We start from the raw sequence: 18,130 nt of genomic DNA on the forward strand, positions 1-18,130 counted from the left end.
TGTTTGGGAAAAACTGCAAATACAGCCAACGTAGCAAGGTAGCCGAAATAAAACTGGTAATGGTTCTTTTTGGAAATAATAAACCCGACAAGTTTTTTGCAACCTGTCGGGGCAGAAAGTGAGTTTAAGAAAAGGATACAAAAACTATTAATTTTCTCTTTTTGTATTATCTACGATTTTATCAATATAAGCCTTAGTCAATTCTAACATAAAAGTTGGATCATCCATAGTTTTAATATAATCTATAATTTCTGAACTACTAAAATTCTCTGATAAAAAATTCTCTCCATTTTTCGTAATCATATAATTTTTATCAGTGCTATTCTCAAATTTTTCAAGACCAATTATAAAATTATTTTCTACTAAAACATTCAGGTTTATCATTATATCAGAAGGGAAATCTGCTCTATCAAAAAACTTCATCAAAGTATAAATACCTCTTATTCCGGGATTTCCTGAAATTAAAAATAAAATTAAAATTTGCTTTTTGGTCAGCATACAATTTATAATTTGCTAATATAACTTCCGTACATATCCTTAAACTGATGGCCTGTTGCAAAACGATCTTTGCTTAGTTTTTTATGTTCTACCAATGCCCACAAAATAAATTCTTTCATGAAATACTGATCTTTTTTATCTAATTGAGATTGATATTTTTTTACTAATATATCTAAAGGAGTAACTTCATCCAAAATATTTTGATATTCGGTATCGGAAGCTTCATCCAGTAATTCGAAACCACTTTCTGCAAAGAACCATTCAATTAAATCAGAATATGGCGTTTTTTCACCGGGTTTTTCTAATTTTTCAATCTTCGGAAAGAAATCAGAAAATAAAGTTTTAATAGCAGAACCTATTAAATTCTGCGCTACAACTGCCGCTCCCTCCTGCTCTCCTTCATACACTAATTCTACTTTTCCTGTAATCGCAGGAATGATTCCAATAAAGTCTGATAAACGAAGTGAAGTTTTATCAACACCAGAAATTAAAGCGCGACGCTCTGCGGTACTAATTAAATTTTCAAAGGCTGTAATACTCATTCTGGCACTTACACCACTTTTATTATCGATGTATTCACTTTCTCGTGCTTCAAAGCTTATTTGTTCTAAAATATCTCTCGCGAGTCCAGGAACATATACTATATCTGCCTGATTTTCATCCAGCTTTGCTTCCTGCTCTGTAATGGTTCTGGCAATTGCTACACTTTCCGGGTAATGTGTAAGGATCTGCGAACCGATTCTATCTTTTAAAGGTGTTACAATACTTCCCCGATTGGTATAATCTTCAGGATTTGCCGTAAAAATAAATTGCATATCAAGCGGCATTCTCAACTTAAAACCTCTAATCTGAATATCTCCTTCCTGTAAAATATTGAATAATGCTACCTGAATCCTGGCTTGTAAATCCGGCAATTCATTAATCACAAAAATACAGCGATTCGCTCTCGGAATCATTCCGAAATGTATCACGCGATCATCTGCGTAAGATAACTTCAAATTGGCAGCTTTTATAGGGTCAACATCTCCAATTAAGTCAGCAACCGTTACATCTGGCGTGGCTAATTTTTCAAAGAAACGCTCACTCTTGTGCAGCCATGAAATTGGGGTTTCATCCCCTTTTTCTGCAATTAAATCTTTAGCAAAGCGTGAAATCGGATTGAAAGGATCGTCGTTAATTTCAGAACCCGTTACAAACGGAATATATTCATCTAATAATTCGATCATTTTACGCGCCAGTCTGGTTTTAGCCTGACCGCGAAGTCCTAATAAATTAATATTATGACGGGATAAAATAGCGCGTTCCAATTCCGGAATTACGGTATTCTCGAAACCATGAACACCTTCAAAAACCGGTTTTGCAGATTTGATTTTTTCACGCAGGTTATTTCGCAATTCGTCTTTTATACTTATGCTTTTATATCCTGCAGCTTTTAATTGTCCTAATGTCTTTATATTGTTTATTTCCATTTTTATTGAAATATCGATTGTGTTATTACATTTTGATTTAGAATGGTGTTAGATTCACAGCAATGCATCTCTACAAAACCTTTAAAACTTAACGAACCCTTTTCTTCCTATTCGTTTCATAATCCTCAAAAATCATTTCTCCCAAACCCTTTAATCCGGTGTAAAATGCTTTTCCCTGATTGGCTTCGGTAAAATGATTCACAAATCGCTGTAAATAAGGATCTCTGGCAATCATAAAAGTTGTAATCGGAATGTGTAATTTTCTAGCCTGCTGTGCCTGTGTGTAGCATTTATCAACAATATATTCGTCCAGACCATTGCTGTTCATATAATAAGATCCGTCACGCTCACGTACACAACTTGGTTTGCCGTCGGTAATCATGAAAATTTGCTTGTTTGTATTTCGTTTTCTACGCAAAATATCCATTGCCAATTGTAAACCTGCAACGGTATTGGTATGATAAGGACCAACCTGCAAATACGGCAAATCTTTAATTGGAATTGTCCAGGCATCGTTTCCAAAAACCAAAATATCAAGTGTATCTTTTGGATAACGTGTTGTGATTAATTCGGCCAAAGCCATTGCTACCTTTTTAGCAGGTGTGATCCGGTCTTCGCCATACAAAATCATACTGTGACTAATGTCAATCATTAAAACGGTACTCATTTGTGCTTTGAACTGGGTTTCTTCAACAACCAGATCATTTTCGGTCAGCATGAAACTTTCAGCGCCATTGTTTATTTGGGCATTTCTCAAACTTTCTGTCAAAGAAATACGTTCTATACTGTCTCCGAAATTAAACTCACGGAATTCACCGGTATGTTCATCTCCGTTTCCGGCATGTTTGGTTTTGTGATTTCCGCTTCCTGCGCGTTTTAAATTTCCGAAAATCTGATCTAAAGCCTGCTGGCGAATAGCCCTTTCTGTCTTTGCTGTTATTCCAAAACCGGAAGTTCCGTCAGGTTTTGCTTCGTCCTTTATATATCCTTTTTTCTTGAGATCTTCAATAAAATCATCGATTGAGTAATTTTCGTCTGTTAGCTTATATTCCTTATCTAACTCACGAAGCCAGTCAATAGCTTCGTCAAAATCTCCCGAGGTATGGGTAATTAACTCTTTGAAAATGCCAAAAAGTTTTTCAAACGGAGACTGAAAAGGTGCTTCGTACGTCTTGAAATAAAAACCTTTTTTAAATTCGTTTTTCATAATTTTAAAAGTACGTTTTTTTAGAATTATGAAAAAAGAAACGTTTACTAATTTTTAGTTAAAGTATTTAAATAAAACGAACAGTAATTAGCGATGATACTCACAATTATTCAAACTTCCCATCAAGATAAAACCATGCACTATTTTCAAATTTAAAAGTCGAAAACTCATAATGTTCTTGAGGTTTTTGACTACTGTCTAAAAAATAAGCTTTGAATTCGACCGTATTTTCGGTAAAACTTAGAATTTCCAGTTTTTGCCATTTATTGTTCACTGCCCATTTCAAAATTTCACTTTTTGAATAAAATTTTCTTTCTGAAACATAAGTCGTTTCTAAAAGATAATCGGCATTATGAGTCGCGTAAGCCGAATATCTCGAACGCATCAAAGCTAATGCTGTTGGGGCTTTTTGATACTTTTCAAGATACAATCCGCAACATTCCGCGAACAATAAACCGGTATCGCAAAAGCATTTTTTATTCTCCATCAACCTGCTCTTCGCCATTAAGTTTTACATGCAGCTGATTCAATAAAACCTGATATCGGCTTATTTCTCTCAACTCTTCATCTTCTTCTGCAAAATCCAGCATTTCATCTAATACTTCACTTACATCAAGTAATTTATTATTCGCTTCTCTATTATTCTCTGCAGCAATCAAATCAATGATTTCCTGTACGCTTGCCTTTAAACTTTCAAATTTCGTATTCATATTTTTTGTTGTTACTTTTTGTTTGCCTCGCCAGTTCGACTAAAGTCTCGGTTCAGGTTTCAGGTTGCGTAACGTAACTTGAAACTTTACTCTTCAGTTTTGTTTTCGTTAAACTTTTTAATAATTTCTTTTAGCTTTTCTTTCCTTGCAATTTCTGCCTGTTTTACTTTGTTTTGGGCTTTATGCAATTTGTCATTATGCTTCTTGATATTCCTTTCGTTGTTGCGTCCCATTATATTTCTCTTTTAATTTCGTCTAAAGTCTTCCCGGTATAAATCAATTCATCAATGATTTGCTTTCTTAAATCTGCAATATCATCATAGTCAAAATGTTTTGCCCAGGATGTCAGCTGTTGCAGATTCCGGATTTGTTTGATACGCTTTGTAGTTTCAAAACTCGTTCTCAGAATTGCTTTTTTATCATACTTCGGATTATTTTTGTGCTGATAAGTTACGGTGTTTTTACCATAATCCGCTTCGATATAATACAACTTTTCTTCAGCAGTATCAGGATAAAATTCATTCCAGGCGGCAAAACCTGTTTTTGTTTTAGAAGGAGTTTCCGGCTCCATAGCAATTAATCTCCACTTACTGTTAGCTAATCTTCCCCAATGATTCGAAACACGGTACATTCCGGCTTCGGTATAATAATAAGTGCTTCCTGCTGAACTTTCAAACTGAACTTTCAATCCTTTAATGGCTTCCGGCACGACTTCATTAAAAACACAAAATGTATTTTTAAAGGAATTAGGATGTGGCTTAAAGTTTTTTTGCATGTGCAAATATACTGAGATTGCCGAACTTAGTTGCTATCTTTTATTCTCATTTTGTCACTTCGACGAAGGAGAAGCCACACTGGTTGCTCACCCTCAGTGATTTCTCCTTCGTCGAAATGACAAGTTTGTCGTTACGTTTTGATAAAAAATCACAGATATACACATTTAGAAGATAAAAAAGCTTTTGCTATTCTTTGCGTTAAAATTAACCAGCTAATTTGAACAGAATATTGATTAACTTTGCCCCCTCAATTTAAAATAAAAAACTTATGTCTAAGGATTCACAAGAAAAAATGCCTCAAAAAGGAGTTTACACCGGCATCATCGAAAAAGATGAAAACAACAATTATTTTTGTGGTGAATATCTTTTAGATTATAAAATTGCGCATTCAAACTTTACTATTGGAGATTGGATTACAATTAAATCGGTTATTGAAAACCCAAGCGATATCAGTTATGATAAATATCCGAAAAAATCGAAAAACTTCGATAAGGCAAATCATAAACCTGAAAACAAATAATTACTTAAGTTTTAGCTTAAATCCTAAAATATATTATAAAAACAAGTGCCCTAGCCCCGATAGAAGTGGAAATCCTTTTATGCCGGGGTTCGGCATGAAAGATTAGAACGGATAGCGGGAACAGCTCCTTATTTTTTACATTTCCTAATTGACTCATTATCTAATTTTTGCTTATTTTCTGAATATTTTTTCTATCAAAAGTAAAAAGTTAAAAAAAAGTGTACCTTTGCAAAAAATTTGTCTTTTTGAACAATTAACATCAATTTCAAACTAATAGACAAGTAGTTACCTTTATTTATGAAAAAAATAGTTGAATACAGAAAGTTACTAAACGTAGACAAAACTGCAGAATTAAAAGATTTAAAAACCATTTATCGTAATGCGATGAAAGAATCTCATCCTGATAAATTTCAGGGAGATGATGCTGGTTTGAAAGCTGCAGAAGAAAAAAGTAAAGCTATCATTGAGGCATATCACTTTTTAGTAAGTATTAATCCTGAGACGATTAAAGCTAATTTACCTGAATATACTGAAACGATTTCGACTTGTTCAATTACAGATTATAAGTTTGTTGAAGGTCGTTTGATCATCGATTTTTCTAACGGAAGTGTTTACGAATATATTAGTGTTCCTAAAGCAACTTACGTGAAAATGGTTAATGCAGATTCTCCGGGAAGATTCGCAAAAAGACACATTTTAAACTCTTTTACCTGGAGAAAGAAAACAAATCAGGAATAGAGATTCTACAATACTATTTTCAAAAGCATTCTGACACCAGAATGCTTTTTTTATGCTAAAAAGTGACAAAATCATTGATTTAATTCTGAATAATAAAATTATTAGCTGTTTTTTAATTAAAAAAAATCAATTAAAACACTATCTATAAAGCAGTTGACATAAAAAAAACTATAACAAAATTTTAGGTAGTAAAATTATTGATGTTCTATATTTTTAAATACTTTTGTTGCACAAATCAATTAACTAATTAATTTTTTATAATGAAAAAAATATTTTTTTTACTTACCGCTTCTGCAGCGATAATTTCTTGCAGTAAAGTTAAAGACGGAGAATTCCTTATTACCGGAACTGCAAAAGGAATTGAGAACGGAAAAACAATAATTCTTCAAGGGCAGGATCCAACAACAATGGCTCCTTTAGCACTTGACACTGTAAAAGTTGAAAATGGAAAATTTGAAATAAAAGGAAAAGTTACTGAACCTGCTTTTCATACTTTGATTGTTCAGGATTTACAAGGTCCGGTTCCGTTTATCTTAGAAACTGGTGAAATTAAAATTGACGTTGATAAAGATAGTATTCACAAATCAAAAATTTCCGGAACTTACAGTAATGACGAGTATGTAAAATTCAACGAAGATCTTACTAAAGTTCAAAAAAGATTAATGGATTTTCAGAAAAAAAACACTCAAACTATGCAGGCTGCTCAGCAAAAACAAGACACAGCAGTTATCAATGGTTTAATGAAAGAATATATGGCTATTCAAACTGATGTTCAGGCTGAATCTAAAAAGAAATACACAGCTTATGCTGAAACTCACCCAAAATCATTTATCTCAGCTTTAATTATCCAAAGTTTAATTAATGACCCAGCGGCAGATTTCAAAAAAACAGAAGCTTTATACAACTCTTTAGATGAGTCTTTAAAAAACACAAAGCCAGGAAAAGCTATTAAAGAAAAAATTGGCCAAATGAAAATGCCTGCAGTAGGTGCATCAGCTCCTCCGGTTGGCAGCGCTAAATGAAGATCAGATTTTTCAGCTCCTAATCCTGAAGGCAAAACAGTTTCGCTTAAAGAAAGTTTAGGAAAAGTAACAATTGTAGATTTTTGGGCTTCATGGTGCGGACCATGCAGAAAAGAAAACCCAAATGTTGTAGCAATATACAAAGAACTGCACTCGAAAGGACTGAACATCATAGGTGTTTCTTTAGACAAGGAAGCATCAGCCTGGAAAGAAGCCATAGCAAAAGACAATTTAAGCTGGACACAGGTTTCAAACTTACAATCCTGGGAAGAACCTATTGCAAAGCAATATAATGTACAATCTATCCCTGCAACCTTTATACTTGATTCATCAGGAAAAGTCGTTGCACAGGATTTAAGAGGTCCTGAATTAAGAGCAAAAATTTTAGAGCTTTTAGCAAAATAAGAATAAACAAAAAACTCCAGATTTTCATCTGGAGTTTTTTTATGTCTAAAAGTTGATTTTTGATTACTTTACAAATTCAATTTTTTGAACTTCTTCCTCATTTACACTATCGAAGAATCCTTGTTCATTCATCCAGTCATCACTGAATACCTTACTCATGTAGCGAGAGCCATGATCAGGAAAAATAGCAATAATATTACTGTCTTTTGTAAATTCTCCTTCTTCTGCGTACTGCTTAATTGCCTGCATTACAGCACCGGAAGTATACCCTACAAATAAACCTTCTTTACGGGTAATTTCTCTGGCTGTATGAGCACTCTCTTCATCCGTTACTTTCATGAACTTATCGATAATATCAAAATCAGTTGCTGAAGGAATTAAATTCTTCCCTAAGCCTTCAATTCTATATGGATATATTTCTTTATTATCGAATTCTCTTGTTTCATGATATTTTTTCAATACCGATCCAAAAGCATCAACACCTAGGATTTTAATATTTGGATTTTGTTCTTTTAAGAATTTTGCAGTCCCTGAGATTGTTCCCCCGGTTCCACTACAAGCAACAAGGTGAGTAATTTGTCCTTTGGTCTGTTTCCAGATTTCAGGACCAGTAGTATTGTAGTGTGCATCAATATTTAGCTGATTAAAATATTGATTGATGTAAACAGAACCTTTTGTTTCTTCATGTAAACGTTTTGCAACGTTGTAATACGATCTTTCATCATCTGCTGAAACGTGAGCCGGACAAACATAAACCTTTGCTCCTAAACTTCTCAACATGTCAATTTTATCTTTGGATGATTTTGAGCTTACTGCTAATATACAGTTGTAACCTTTTATAATACTTACCATAGCCAAACTAAAACCTGTATTTCCGGATGTTGTTTCAATTATGGTATCACCTGGAGATAAAATCCCTCTTTTCTCAGCTTCTTCAATAATATATAATGCTATTCTATCTTTTGACGAATGTCCCGGATTAAAAGCTTCTACCTTTGCGTAGAAATTTCCTTCTAACCCTTCGGTGACTTTATTTAGCTTAATAAGTGGGGTGTTACCTATTAACTCTAAAACATTATTATAAGCATTTATTTCTTCTTTCATAAAAAAATAGTTAATCAAAGGTAATTTTAAATAACCTTGATAGGTTGCAAATTTAACAAAAAATTTCTAATTAGCTTTGTATTTTCTCTAAATCTAATAAAAAACTAAATTCCTTTGCTAAGTCTTTTAAAGCTTGGAAACGCCCTGAAGCCCCGCCATGACCAGCATCCATGTTAGTATCTAAAAACAGCACAGTGTCATTTGTTTTTAAACTCCTAAGTTTGGCCACCCATTTGGCTGGTTCCCAATATTGAACCTGCGAATCATGCAATCCGGTAGAAACATACATATTAGGATATTTTTGCTCTTTTACATTATCATATGGTGAATACGATAACATATAATCATAATATTTTTTATTATTCGGGTTACCCCATTCGTCATACTCACCTGTTGTCAGCGGAATACTATCATCCAACATTGTCGTAATAACATCTACAAAAGGCACCTGAGCAATAACTCCGTTATACAATTCAGGGGCTTCATTTACGATAACGCCCATCAAAAGTCCTCCGGCAGATCCTCCCTCTGCATATAAATGTTTAGCAGAAGTATATTTCTCGTTTATTACAAATTTAGAGCAATCAATGAAATCTGTAAAGGTATTTTTCTTTTTTAACAGTTTTCCATCTTCATACCATTGCCTTCCCAAGTCCTCACCTCCCCTAATATGAGCTATAGCGAACACAAATCCGCGATCAAGCAAAGAAAGTCTTGTTGATGAAAAATAAGTATCCATCGTGATTCCGTATGAACCATACGCATATAGCAATAACGGATTTTTACCATCTTTCTCTAGTCCTTTACGGTAAATCATAGAAATAGGCACTTTAACTCCATCTCTAGCTGTTACCCACACTTTTTCTTCGATGTAATTGTTTTTATCAAATTTACCACCTAAAACCTCTTGCTCTTTTAAGATTTCTTTAGTTTTAGTTTTCATATTAAAATCAATTACAGACGATGGTGTTGCCAGCGATTGGTAGCTGTAACGCAAAACATCCGTATCAAAATCAACATTTGTTGTAGTATAAGCGTTATATGTTTCACTTCCAAAAGGCAAATAATAATCCGGTTCGTCATTCCATGGCATGATTCGGATATGATTTAAGCCGTTTGAGCGTTCTTCAACCACTAAATAATTTTTGAATATTTCGATATCTTCCAATAAAACATCTTCACGATGTGGAATAACATCTTTCCAGAATTTTTTCTCTGTTCTGTTTTCTGGCGTTTTCATCAACTTAAAGTTGGTTGCCTTATCTTTATTGGTCAAAATATAAAATGAGTCTTCGTAATGCGAAATACTGTATTCTAAACCACGAACACGTGTCTGAAATACTGCAAATTCACCATCAGGATTATCCGAATTTAAAATCCTGTATTCTGTCGTTAAAGTACTTCCTGAACCAATAACAATATATTTTCTTGATTTTTCTTTACTTACTGATACATTAAAAGTATCATCTGTTTCATTAAAAACCAAAACATCAGTTGCAGCATCTGTATTTAATTTATGTCTGAACACTTTATCAGATCGTAAAGTAACTTCGTCTTGTCTGACATAAAAAATGGTATTGTTATCATTTGCCCAAACTGATTCTCCAGTTGCATTTTCTATTTTATCTGCGAGAATTTCTCCGGTTTCTAAGTTTTTAATCTGAATTGTGTAAATTCTTCTCCCCACAATATCAACAGCAAAACTCGCAAATTTGTTATCGGGACTAACACTTAAGCCTCCTAATTTAAAGTAAGCATGATCTTTTGCCAATTCATTGCAATTAAACATGATTTCTTCTTCAGCAGAAAGACTGCCTTTTTTTCTTGAAAAAATAGGATAATCCTGTCCTGTTTCAAAACGGGTAATATAATAATACCCATTATAGAAATATGGAACAGAAGAATCATCTTCTTTAATTCTGCCTTTCATCTCCTCGTATAAAGCATCCTGAAGACCTTTAGTGTGCGAAGTCATACTTTCGTAGTAGGCATTTTCCTGTTTTAGATAATCAATAACCTCCGGATTTTCTCTGTCATTGAGCCAAAAATAATTATCGATTCGGACTTCTTTATGCTTTTTTAATGATTTAGGAATTAATTTGGCTTGTGGAGCCGGTATATTGTTTAGCATTGATTGGGCATTGGTTTTTATATAAGACAAGGCAAAAATAACACATAGAGAGTAGAACAGGATTAATTTTTTCATAAAATATTACTTTATTATATATTGTAATAAACTAATTTTGTTGAAATAATTTAAAATCAACAAAAATGGATTTAATGGGAATGATGGGAAAACTTAAAGAAACCCAACAAAAAATTGAAGATACAAAAAAACGCTTAGATACAGTTTTAATTGATGAGCAAAGTGCCGACGGATTATTAAAAGTAACATTAACAGCAAACAGAAAAGTAAAATCAATTTCTATTGATGACTCTTTACTTGAAGATAAAGAACAATTGGAAGATTATTTAATTGTAACGCTAAATAAAGCAATTGAAAAAGCAACTAGGGTAAACGAACAAGAGCTTGATGCTGTTGCTAAAATGGATATGCCAATGATTCCGGGAATGGATAATCTTTTTAAGTAATCTAAACCACATATGAAACTAACATACAAAACTCTGGCAATTACTTTTGCCAGTTTATTTTTATTTTCCTGTGTAAATGATTCATCAAACCCAAAGGATGAATCAGTTAAAGATGATTTTAATTTTTTAGCAGTAACATTTGCAGGAAAAATAAACAAAATTGGAAACAACAGTGGACAAATTACGTCTTATTCAGAATTTGAAGGACTAACTTCTAATACAATAAATCTAAACACAGTCACTTCGAGTACTGATAAGATTTTTTTAGTCGAATATCATCCACCCTCAAATAAGATTTTTGTTTTTGATAAAAAAACAAAAAAAACGACCTCTAAATCATTAGTTTTCCCAACTGAAGTAACTGGTCCAAATCCATCAATTTCTGCACTTATATGGGATAATTCGAAAAAAATTCTTCATGGAATAATTGTACCAAACACCTATATTACACCTGTAAATAGCATATCGTATTATGTAAAAATCAATCCAGATACTTTTGAAGTTTCATATTCAGGTTTAAGTTTCGATCAAACTGCTTCCTTTTCGACTTTTTTAAATGGAAATAAATTATATAGTTCTTATAACAATCAGGACACTTATGAAATTGACACGGAAAACAACACGGAAAAAAAGGCATTATTCAACAATACCAATTTTTCATTTTTAAAAGCTGCTGTTTTTTCAAACAACTCAGTATACTGCATAACAAATAAAACAGGTGTCGTAGGCAATACAATTGTAAAAATTGATTTAACAAACAATACTTCCGAAGATTTACTACCTAACGACAGTTTAGGATATACATATCTTAACGGACCTGGATACATCGACAAAAATAATAATGAATATATATGCTGTGTACAAAAAGGATCTGAAATATTTGTTCTTTTAAAATTTAATGTTTTGTCTAAAACTTATAAATATTTCGAACTAAAATCGGATACTTCAATTGACAGTAATTTCATAATAGTAGATCAAATAAATTAAAAAAGGCAGGTAAATCCTGCCTTTTTTAATTTATTTGATCTTAACTTTAAAACTTCTGAAGCGTCTCAATAACATAGGTATGCATTACTTCTTTATAATCCAAATGTGTTACAATTCTAAGTTTATTGTGCCCCATAGAACTAATAAGAATATTTTTCTGTTTTAATTTCTCTATTAAAAGTTTATCACTATACCCTTCTGCCAGAGAAAAAATTAAAATATTAGTTTCTACAGGTTCGATTGCCGCAATCCATGACTTAGTCCTTAAAACTGCTGCTATTTCCTTTGCTCTGCGGTGATCTTCGGCTAGTCTTTCAATATTATGTGCCAACGCATACAATCCTGCTGCAGCTAAATAACCAACCTGACGCATCCCACCTCCCAGTATCTTCCTGATTCTTAACGCCCTGTGAATATCTGCTTTGGTCCCCAACAGTATTGACCCTATCGGAGCCCCTAATCCTTTTGATAAACAAACTGAAATAGTATCGAAAATAGCTCCAAATTCTTTGGGATTCTGCCTTTTTGCAACCAATGCATTCCAAATTCTGGCTCCATCCAGATGGAACTTCAAATTATTGGCATCGCAGACTTTTTTTATTTCCCATAAATCTTCCAGTTCATAACAGGCACCACCTCCTTTATTTGTAGTATTTTCTACACAAACTAAACTCGTTAACGGACTGTGATAAAACTCCGGATCATTAATTGCAGCAGCAACTTTTGCCGCATTTATCATTCCTCTGTCTCCATCTAATAAACAGCATGAAACTCCGCTATTAAAAGAAACTCCACCGCCTTCATAATGATAAACATGAGCATACTTGTCGGCGATTAATTGTTCTCCGGGTTGTGTGTGGAGTTTAATTGCGGCTTGATTCGCCATAGTTCCTGACGGAAAAAAAAGCCCAGCTTCCATACCAAAAAATTCAGCTACCCTGGTCTCTAATTCGATAACCGTCGGATCTTGTCTATATACATCATCGCCAACATGAGCGTTGAACATATACTGCAGCATTTCGTAGCTAGGCTTGGTAATAGTATCGCTGATTAAATTTATTTCCATATTCTAAAAACTATATCTTATTTTTGTAGTGCAAAATTACGTATAACTGATAGTTATTAACAGCGAGTTTTAATAAATTTTAACTTGCGGTTTATTACTCAACCAAATTAACGTAATATTTGTAAAAAAAATATAAAACTACTATTAATTTATGACAACAGCCGAACAAGTAAAAGGTATTGTGGAGCGCCTAGGTGCGTTGAGGAGGTATCTTTGACGTTGATGCCAAGCTAATCGAAATTGCAAACGAAGAAGAAAAAACTTTTGCTCCTGATTTTTGGAACAAACCAAAAGAAGCAGAAATCATTGTAAAAAATCTTCGAAACAAAAAAAAATGGATCGAAGATTACAATAAAGCTGTCGAACTTACAGATGAACTTCAGCTTGCTTATGATTTTTATAAAGAAGGAGAACTTTCTGTAGAAGAATTGGATGAAAATTACAATACAACGCAGCTGCACATTGAAAACATCGAATTTAAAAACATGCTTTCTGACGAAGGCGACAGCCTTAGCGCTGTAGTTCAGATTACTGCCGGTGCCGGTGGAACAGAAAGTTGTGACTGGGCTGGAATGCTGATGCGTATGTACATGATGTGGGGAGAAAGTTATGGCTATAAAATAAAGGAACTTAACTTTCAGGAAGGTGATGTTGCCGGAATAAAAACCGTAACTTTAGAATTCGAAGGTGATTATTCTTTTGGCTATCTGAAAGGTGAAAATGGTGTACACCGTCTGGTTAGAATTTCACCTTTTGACAGTAATGCCAAACGACATACATCATTTGTATCTGTTTATGTCTATCCTCTTGTCGATGACAGTATTGAAATTGATATTAATCCTGCGGATATTGAGATTACAACTTCTCGTTCCAGCGGTGCCGGAGGACAAAATGTAAACAAAGTTGAAACGAAAGTCCAATTGGTACACAAACCAACCGGAATTCAAATTCAGTGTTCAGAAACACGCTCCCAGCAGGATAACAGACAGCGTGCCATGCAGATGCTTCGTTCTCAATTGTATGAAATTGAATTAAAGAAACAACAAGCACAGCGTGCCGATATTGAAGCCGGAAAGATGAAAATCGAATGGGGCTCGCAAATACGTAATTATGTAATGCAGCCTTATAAATTGGTAAAAGATGTTCGTACCGGTTATGAAACCAGTGATGTTGATGGCGTGATGAACGGAAACATAGATCCGTTTTTAAAAGCGTTTTTAATGATGATGGGACAAAAAGAAGAGGAATAAATTTAATCCATTTAAAACTTCACCGTTAAGGCATTAAGATTCTAAGCATTGTTTGGCTTTATTTTTCTTAATACCTTAACGGTTAAATTTCAAAAAATAATTTCATTTAAAGTATACTATTATGATTAAATGGGCAGACGTAATTCATTTTACAAATAAAGGAAATCCAACTCCGGATAAAAGAGTTGAAAAAACAGGAGAAGAATGGAAGCAGCTTTTAACTCCTGAAGAGTATCAGGTAACACGTTTAAAAGGCACTGAAAGATCTTTCAGTTCTGAACTTTGCAGTCTGTTTGATCCGGGAATATATGAATGTAAATGTTGTGGTACTTTGCTTTTTGACGCATCTGAAAAATTTGAATCCGGAACCGGCTGGCCTTCTTTTACGCAACCAATCAAAGAAAATGCTATTGGCTATCATGCCGACAAATCATACGGAATGATTCGTGTTGAAGTAGTCTGCAATACCTGCGATGCACATTTAGGGCATGTTTTCCCTGATGGACCTGAACCAAGCGGTCTAAGATATTGCATAAATGCTGTTTCACTTTCTAAAGTAAAATAATGAAAAACACCAAAGGAATTCCTTTTAAAAATGAATTGCTTTTTTTTATTCTTCCATGCTTAACAAAAAAATTGTAAGTTACTGCTTATCAATAACAAAATCACTCATTTTTACTTAGTAAAAATACTGAAGTAAAGTCTGTTATAGTTTATATCCTCCAACAAACACGATAAGCAAAATTAAAAAATCATTAGAAAATAACTTAATAAATGTTAAAATTTCAATATATACTCATAATTTTAAACAAACTAAAAAAAAATATTAGGTAATTAAAATCTAATTGGTTTTATTTGGCAAAAAATAACCTATTAAGCAATTAATTCATTAGATGAAATCCTATTCAATTCAAGAAATTAACGAAGTCATAAAAGGCGTAATTTATGGCACTACATCTCAGTGTATTACAGCTACAGAGCAATTAGATAAAGCTACCTCTAGTGATATCTCATTTATAGGGAATAAAAAATACGAAAAATTATGGGAAGGTTCGAAAGCTTCCATTGCAGTTGTTAATGAAGACATCTCTATTGAACCTGGAGAAAATCGTGCTTTTATTAAAGTTAAAAATGCTGATTTGGCGATGTCACAGATTTTAGCTCTTTTTGCTCCGCCTACACCGGTATTTCACAATAATATTCATAAAACAGCAATTATCGATGAAACAGCTATTGTTGGCGAAGGTGCAAGAATTGGCGCTGGCTGCTATATTGGCCCAAAAGTAGAAATTGGAGCAAATGTTACAATCTATCCAAATGTTACAATTTTAGACGAATGTACTATTGGTAAAGACACAATTATATGGTCCGGAGCAGTTGTTCGTGAACGTTGTCATATTGGTAACGATTGTATTATTCATCCAAATGCAACAATTGGAGCAGATGGTTTTGGTTTCCGCCCTTGCAGTGAAAAAGGTTTGGTGAAAATTCCACAAATCGGAAATGTAATTATTGGAAACGGAGTTGAAATTGGAGCTAATTCATGTGTAGATCGCGGAAAATTCAGTTCTACTGTTCTTGGTGATGGCTGCAAAATTGATAATTTAGTTCAGATTGGACATAATAGCAAATTAGGTAAATTTTGTATAATGGCCGGAAATAGTGGTTTAGCCGGTTCTGTAACTTTAGGAAATGGCGTTATTATTGGCGGAAGCGCTTCTATAAAAGATCATACTACAATTGGCGACGGAGCTATTGTTGGTGCGGGTTCAGGTGTAACGGGAGATATTCCGGCAGGCAAAACAATGCTTGGATATCCTGCTGTTGAAGCACGTGATGCCTTGAAACAATGGGCTATTTTAAAACGATTGGTTTGTGATTCTAAAAAATAATCTAAACATATTTAAATATTCAAAAAACAGAAGTTTCGCTTCTGTTTTTTTGTTTTATAACTGTTCAGAATATTCTATTTCCCTCCTGAAATCATTTATTTTTTTTAATATTTAGGACACTCTTTTCATTCCTTCTTCAGGAAATATTTTATTATGTAGGTTTCAATTGATTTTGTAAATTAGCCAACACTATTTTGTAAAAACATCAATTTCTTATGGATTTAAACTTCAATAAAAACGAAGATCACAATAAACTATTACTTTCCGAATTGAAACAAAAATTTGCCAAAATAAAATTGGGCGGAGGCGAAAAACGCATTCAAAAATTACACGCTGAAGGTAAAATGACTGCTCGTGAACGAATTGATTATTTGTTGGATGAAAATTCTAAAAGCATAGAAATTGGAGGTTTCGTTGGAGAAGGAATGTATGCAGAACATGGCGGATGTCCTTCCGGGGGAGTAGTAATCAAAATAGGATATATTCGAGGAAAACAGTGTATCGTTGTCGCTAATGATGCTACTGTCAAAGCAGGTGCCTGGTTCCCAATTACAGGAAAGAAAAATTTACGTGCGCAGGAAATTGCCATGGAAAACAGATTGCCCATTATTTATTTGGTAGATAGTGCCGGTGTGTATTTACCGCTTCAGGATGAGATTTTCCCGGATAAAGAACATTTCGGACGAATCTTTAGAAACAATGCCCAAATGAGCAGCATGGGAATTACTCAAATTGCTGCTGTGATGGGAAGCTGTGTTGCCGGGGGAGCTTATCTTCCAATTATGAGCGATGAAGCTTTAATCGTGGACAAAACAGGAAGTATTTTCCTTGCCGGAAGTTATTTGGTTAAAGCTGCAATTGGAGAAACAATTGATAACGAAACATTAGGAGGCGCCACAACACATTGCGAAATCTCTGGCGTAACCGATTATAAAGCAAAAGATGATAAAGACGCTTTAGATAAAATAAAAAACATTGTAGATAAAATTGGCGATTATGATAAAGCCGGATACAGTCGAATCAAAGCTGAAAAACCTGCTCTGGAACCTAAGGATATCTACGGAATCCTGCCAAAAGCCAGAAACGAACAATATGACATGATGGAAATCATCAATCGATTGGTTGACAATTCTGAATTTGAAGCTTATAAAGATGGTTACGGACAAACAATAATAACAGGATATGCCCGAATTGATGGCTGGGCTGTTGGAATTGTAGCGAACCAGAGAAAAGTAGTCAAAACCAAAAAAGGCGAAATGCAGTTTGGCGGTGTAATTTACTCAGACAGCGCTGACAAAGCCACCCGTTTTATTGCGAATTGTAATCAAAAGAAAATTCCATTGGTATTTTTGCAAGATGTTACGGGTTTTATGGTTGGTTCAAAATCTGAACATGGCGGAATCATAAAAGATGGAGCCAAAATGGTCAATGCCGTTAGTAATTCGGTTGTACCCAAATTTACTGTTATTGTAGGTAATTCATACGGAGCAGGAAATTATGCCATGTGCGGAAAAGCCTATGACCCAAGATTAATTTTTGCATGGCCAAGTGCAGAACTTGCAGTTATGGGAGGAACTCAGGCCGCAAAAGTTCTGGCACAAATTGAAGCTTCTTCGCTTAAAGCAAAAGGAGAAATCATAGACGAGGCGAAAGAAGCTGAATTATTCAACAAAATAAAAGCACGTTACGATGAGCAGACTTCTCCATATTATGCCGCTTCAAGATTATGGACAGATGCTATTATTGATCCTCTTGATACACGTACATGGATTTCTATAGGAATCGAAGCTGCCAACCACGCTCCTATTCAAAAACCATTCAATATGGGTGTTATTCAGGTCTGATTTCAAGAATTCTCAGAATGCGTTAAATAAATCGTAAAAAACTTATTTTC

19 protein-coding genes and 1 pseudogene are annotated in these 18,130 nt (G+C 33.9%); 10 read left to right on the top strand and 10 right to left on the bottom strand.

Annotated elements, in window-relative coordinates; all coding sequences use genetic code 11:
- Positions 1 to 147 precede the first annotated feature (147 nt).
- The 7 genes from FLACHUCJ7_RS23955 to FLACHUCJ7_RS23985 form a co-directional block, all read right to left on the bottom strand.
- Complete coding sequence (locus FLACHUCJ7_RS23955) at positions 148 to 498, bottom strand: hypothetical protein (protein WP_180910819.1); 351 nt, start codon at positions 496 to 498, stop codon at positions 148 to 150.
- A 5-nt stretch (positions 499 to 503) separates the two neighbouring features.
- On the bottom strand, positions 504 to 1,967 hold the full coding sequence (locus tag FLACHUCJ7_RS23960; protein WP_180910820.1) for an AAA family ATPase: 1,464 nt from the start codon (positions 1,965 to 1,967) through the stop codon (positions 504 to 506).
- Positions 1,968 to 2,055: 88 nt separating this feature from the next.
- Positions 2,056 to 3,174, bottom strand: coding sequence for a vWA domain-containing protein (locus tag FLACHUCJ7_RS23965; RefSeq protein WP_078229561.1), 1,119 nt, complete (start codon positions 3,172 to 3,174; stop codon positions 2,056 to 2,058).
- A 106-nt stretch (positions 3,175 to 3,280) separates the two neighbouring features.
- A complete protein-coding gene (locus FLACHUCJ7_RS23970; RefSeq protein WP_180910821.1) occupies positions 3,281 to 3,661 on the bottom strand; it encodes a YchJ family protein in 381 nt (126 codons plus the stop codon).
- Positions 3,651 to 3,884 carry a hypothetical protein gene (locus FLACHUCJ7_RS23975; RefSeq protein ID WP_031454789.1) on the bottom strand — a complete coding sequence of 78 codons (234 nt, stop codon included), beginning with the start codon at positions 3,882 to 3,884 and terminating at the stop codon, positions 3,651 to 3,653. The genes FLACHUCJ7_RS23970 and FLACHUCJ7_RS23975 overlap by 11 nt, the downstream gene beginning before the upstream one ends.
- Before the next feature lie 86 nt (positions 3,885 to 3,970).
- Positions 3,971 to 4,117 (bottom strand): hypothetical protein, encoded by a 147-nt coding sequence (locus FLACHUCJ7_RS23980; protein ID WP_167343422.1) that lies wholly within the window; start codon positions 4,115 to 4,117, stop codon positions 3,971 to 3,973.
- Positions 4,117 to 4,659 (bottom strand): hypothetical protein, encoded by a 543-nt coding sequence (locus FLACHUCJ7_RS23985; protein ID WP_078229563.1) that lies wholly within the window; start codon positions 4,657 to 4,659, stop codon positions 4,117 to 4,119. The genes FLACHUCJ7_RS23980 and FLACHUCJ7_RS23985 overlap by 1 nt, the downstream gene beginning before the upstream one ends.
- 269 nt (positions 4,660 to 4,928) lie before the next feature.
- On the opposite strand from FLACHUCJ7_RS23985, the gene FLACHUCJ7_RS23990 reads away from it, so the two are divergent.
- The 4 genes and pseudogenes from FLACHUCJ7_RS23990 to FLACHUCJ7_RS25670 all read left to right on the top strand — a co-directional run.
- Entirely contained in the window at positions 4,929 to 5,180 is a 252-nt protein-coding gene (locus FLACHUCJ7_RS23990) for a hypothetical protein (protein ID WP_078229564.1), read from the top strand.
- A gap of 297 nt (positions 5,181 to 5,477) precedes the next feature.
- On the top strand, positions 5,478 to 5,918 hold the full coding sequence (locus tag FLACHUCJ7_RS23995; protein ID WP_026983258.1) for a KTSC domain-containing protein: 441 nt from the start codon (positions 5,478 to 5,480) through the stop codon (positions 5,916 to 5,918).
- A gap of 260 nt (positions 5,919 to 6,178) precedes the next feature.
- A complete protein-coding gene (locus tag FLACHUCJ7_RS24000) occupies positions 6,179 to 6,940 on the top strand; it encodes a DUF4369 domain-containing protein (protein WP_180910822.1) in 762 nt (253 codons plus the stop codon).
- A gap of 18 nt (positions 6,941 to 6,958) precedes the next feature.
- A pseudogene (locus FLACHUCJ7_RS25670) lies at positions 6,959 to 7,345 on the top strand (peroxiredoxin family protein); the annotation flags it as partial.
- A gap of 63 nt (positions 7,346 to 7,408) precedes the next feature.
- On the opposite strand, the gene FLACHUCJ7_RS24010 reads toward FLACHUCJ7_RS25670, so the two are convergent.
- Positions 7,409 to 8,449 carry a PLP-dependent cysteine synthase family protein gene (locus tag FLACHUCJ7_RS24010; RefSeq protein ID WP_031454793.1) on the bottom strand — a complete coding sequence of 347 codons (1,041 nt, stop codon included), beginning with the start codon at positions 8,447 to 8,449 and terminating at the stop codon, positions 7,409 to 7,411.
- A 70-nt stretch (positions 8,450 to 8,519) separates the two neighbouring features.
- Positions 8,520 to 10,655 carry a S9 family peptidase gene (locus FLACHUCJ7_RS24015; RefSeq protein ID WP_180910823.1) on the bottom strand — a complete coding sequence of 712 codons (2,136 nt, stop codon included), beginning with the start codon at positions 10,653 to 10,655 and terminating at the stop codon, positions 8,520 to 8,522.
- Positions 10,656 to 10,720: 65 nt separating this feature from the next.
- On the opposite strand from FLACHUCJ7_RS24015, the gene FLACHUCJ7_RS24020 reads away from it, so the two are divergent.
- Both FLACHUCJ7_RS24020 and FLACHUCJ7_RS24025 read left to right on the top strand, forming a co-directional pair.
- On the top strand, positions 10,721 to 11,041 hold the full coding sequence (locus FLACHUCJ7_RS24020; RefSeq protein ID WP_031454795.1) for a YbaB/EbfC family nucleoid-associated protein: 321 nt from the start codon (positions 10,721 to 10,723) through the stop codon (positions 11,039 to 11,041).
- A gap of 12 nt (positions 11,042 to 11,053) precedes the next feature.
- Complete coding sequence (locus FLACHUCJ7_RS24025) at positions 11,054 to 12,028, top strand: hypothetical protein (protein ID WP_180910824.1); 975 nt, start codon at positions 11,054 to 11,056, stop codon at positions 12,026 to 12,028.
- A 46-nt stretch (positions 12,029 to 12,074) separates the two neighbouring features.
- On the opposite strand, the gene FLACHUCJ7_RS24030 is transcribed toward FLACHUCJ7_RS24025, so the two are convergent.
- Positions 12,075 to 13,094, bottom strand: a complete 1,020-nt coding sequence (locus FLACHUCJ7_RS24030; protein WP_180910825.1) for a threonine aldolase family protein — start codon at positions 13,092 to 13,094, stop codon at positions 12,075 to 12,077.
- 151 nt (positions 13,095 to 13,245) lie between these two features.
- On the opposite strand from FLACHUCJ7_RS24030, the gene prfB reads away from it, so the two are divergent.
- The 4 genes from prfB (at position 13,246) to FLACHUCJ7_RS24050 (ending at position 18,080) form a co-directional block, all read left to right on the top strand.
- Positions 13,246 to 14,344, top strand: a protein-coding gene (prfB, locus tag FLACHUCJ7_RS24035; RefSeq protein ID WP_123922078.1) for a peptide chain release factor 2 whose coding sequence is annotated in 2 segments (ribosomal slippage) — positions 13,246 to 13,308 and positions 13,310 to 14,344 — 1,098 coding nt in all. Because the reading frame shifts where the segments join, the coding sequence is not laid out codon by codon here.
- 121 nt (positions 14,345 to 14,465) lie between these two features.
- Complete coding sequence (msrB, locus tag FLACHUCJ7_RS24040; RefSeq protein ID WP_180910826.1) at positions 14,466 to 14,909, top strand: peptide-methionine (R)-S-oxide reductase MsrB; 444 nt, start codon at positions 14,466 to 14,468, stop codon at positions 14,907 to 14,909.
- 328 nt (positions 14,910 to 15,237) lie between these two features.
- Positions 15,238 to 16,236, top strand: a complete 999-nt coding sequence (gene lpxD, locus FLACHUCJ7_RS24045; protein ID WP_078229571.1) for a UDP-3-O-(3-hydroxymyristoyl)glucosamine N-acyltransferase — start codon at positions 15,238 to 15,240, stop codon at positions 16,234 to 16,236.
- A gap of 215 nt (positions 16,237 to 16,451) precedes the next feature.
- The gene (locus tag FLACHUCJ7_RS24050; protein WP_180910827.1) at positions 16,452 to 18,080 is read left to right on the top strand and encodes an acyl-CoA carboxylase subunit beta; all 1,629 of its coding nucleotides are present in this window, start codon (positions 16,452 to 16,454) and stop codon (positions 18,078 to 18,080) included.
- Positions 18,081 to 18,130 lie beyond the last annotated feature (50 nt).

Origin of the sequence: Flavobacterium salmonis, assembly GCF_903819435.1 — a bacterium.
Taxonomy (GTDB): Bacteria; Bacteroidota; Bacteroidia; order Flavobacteriales; family Flavobacteriaceae; genus Flavobacterium; species Flavobacterium chungangense.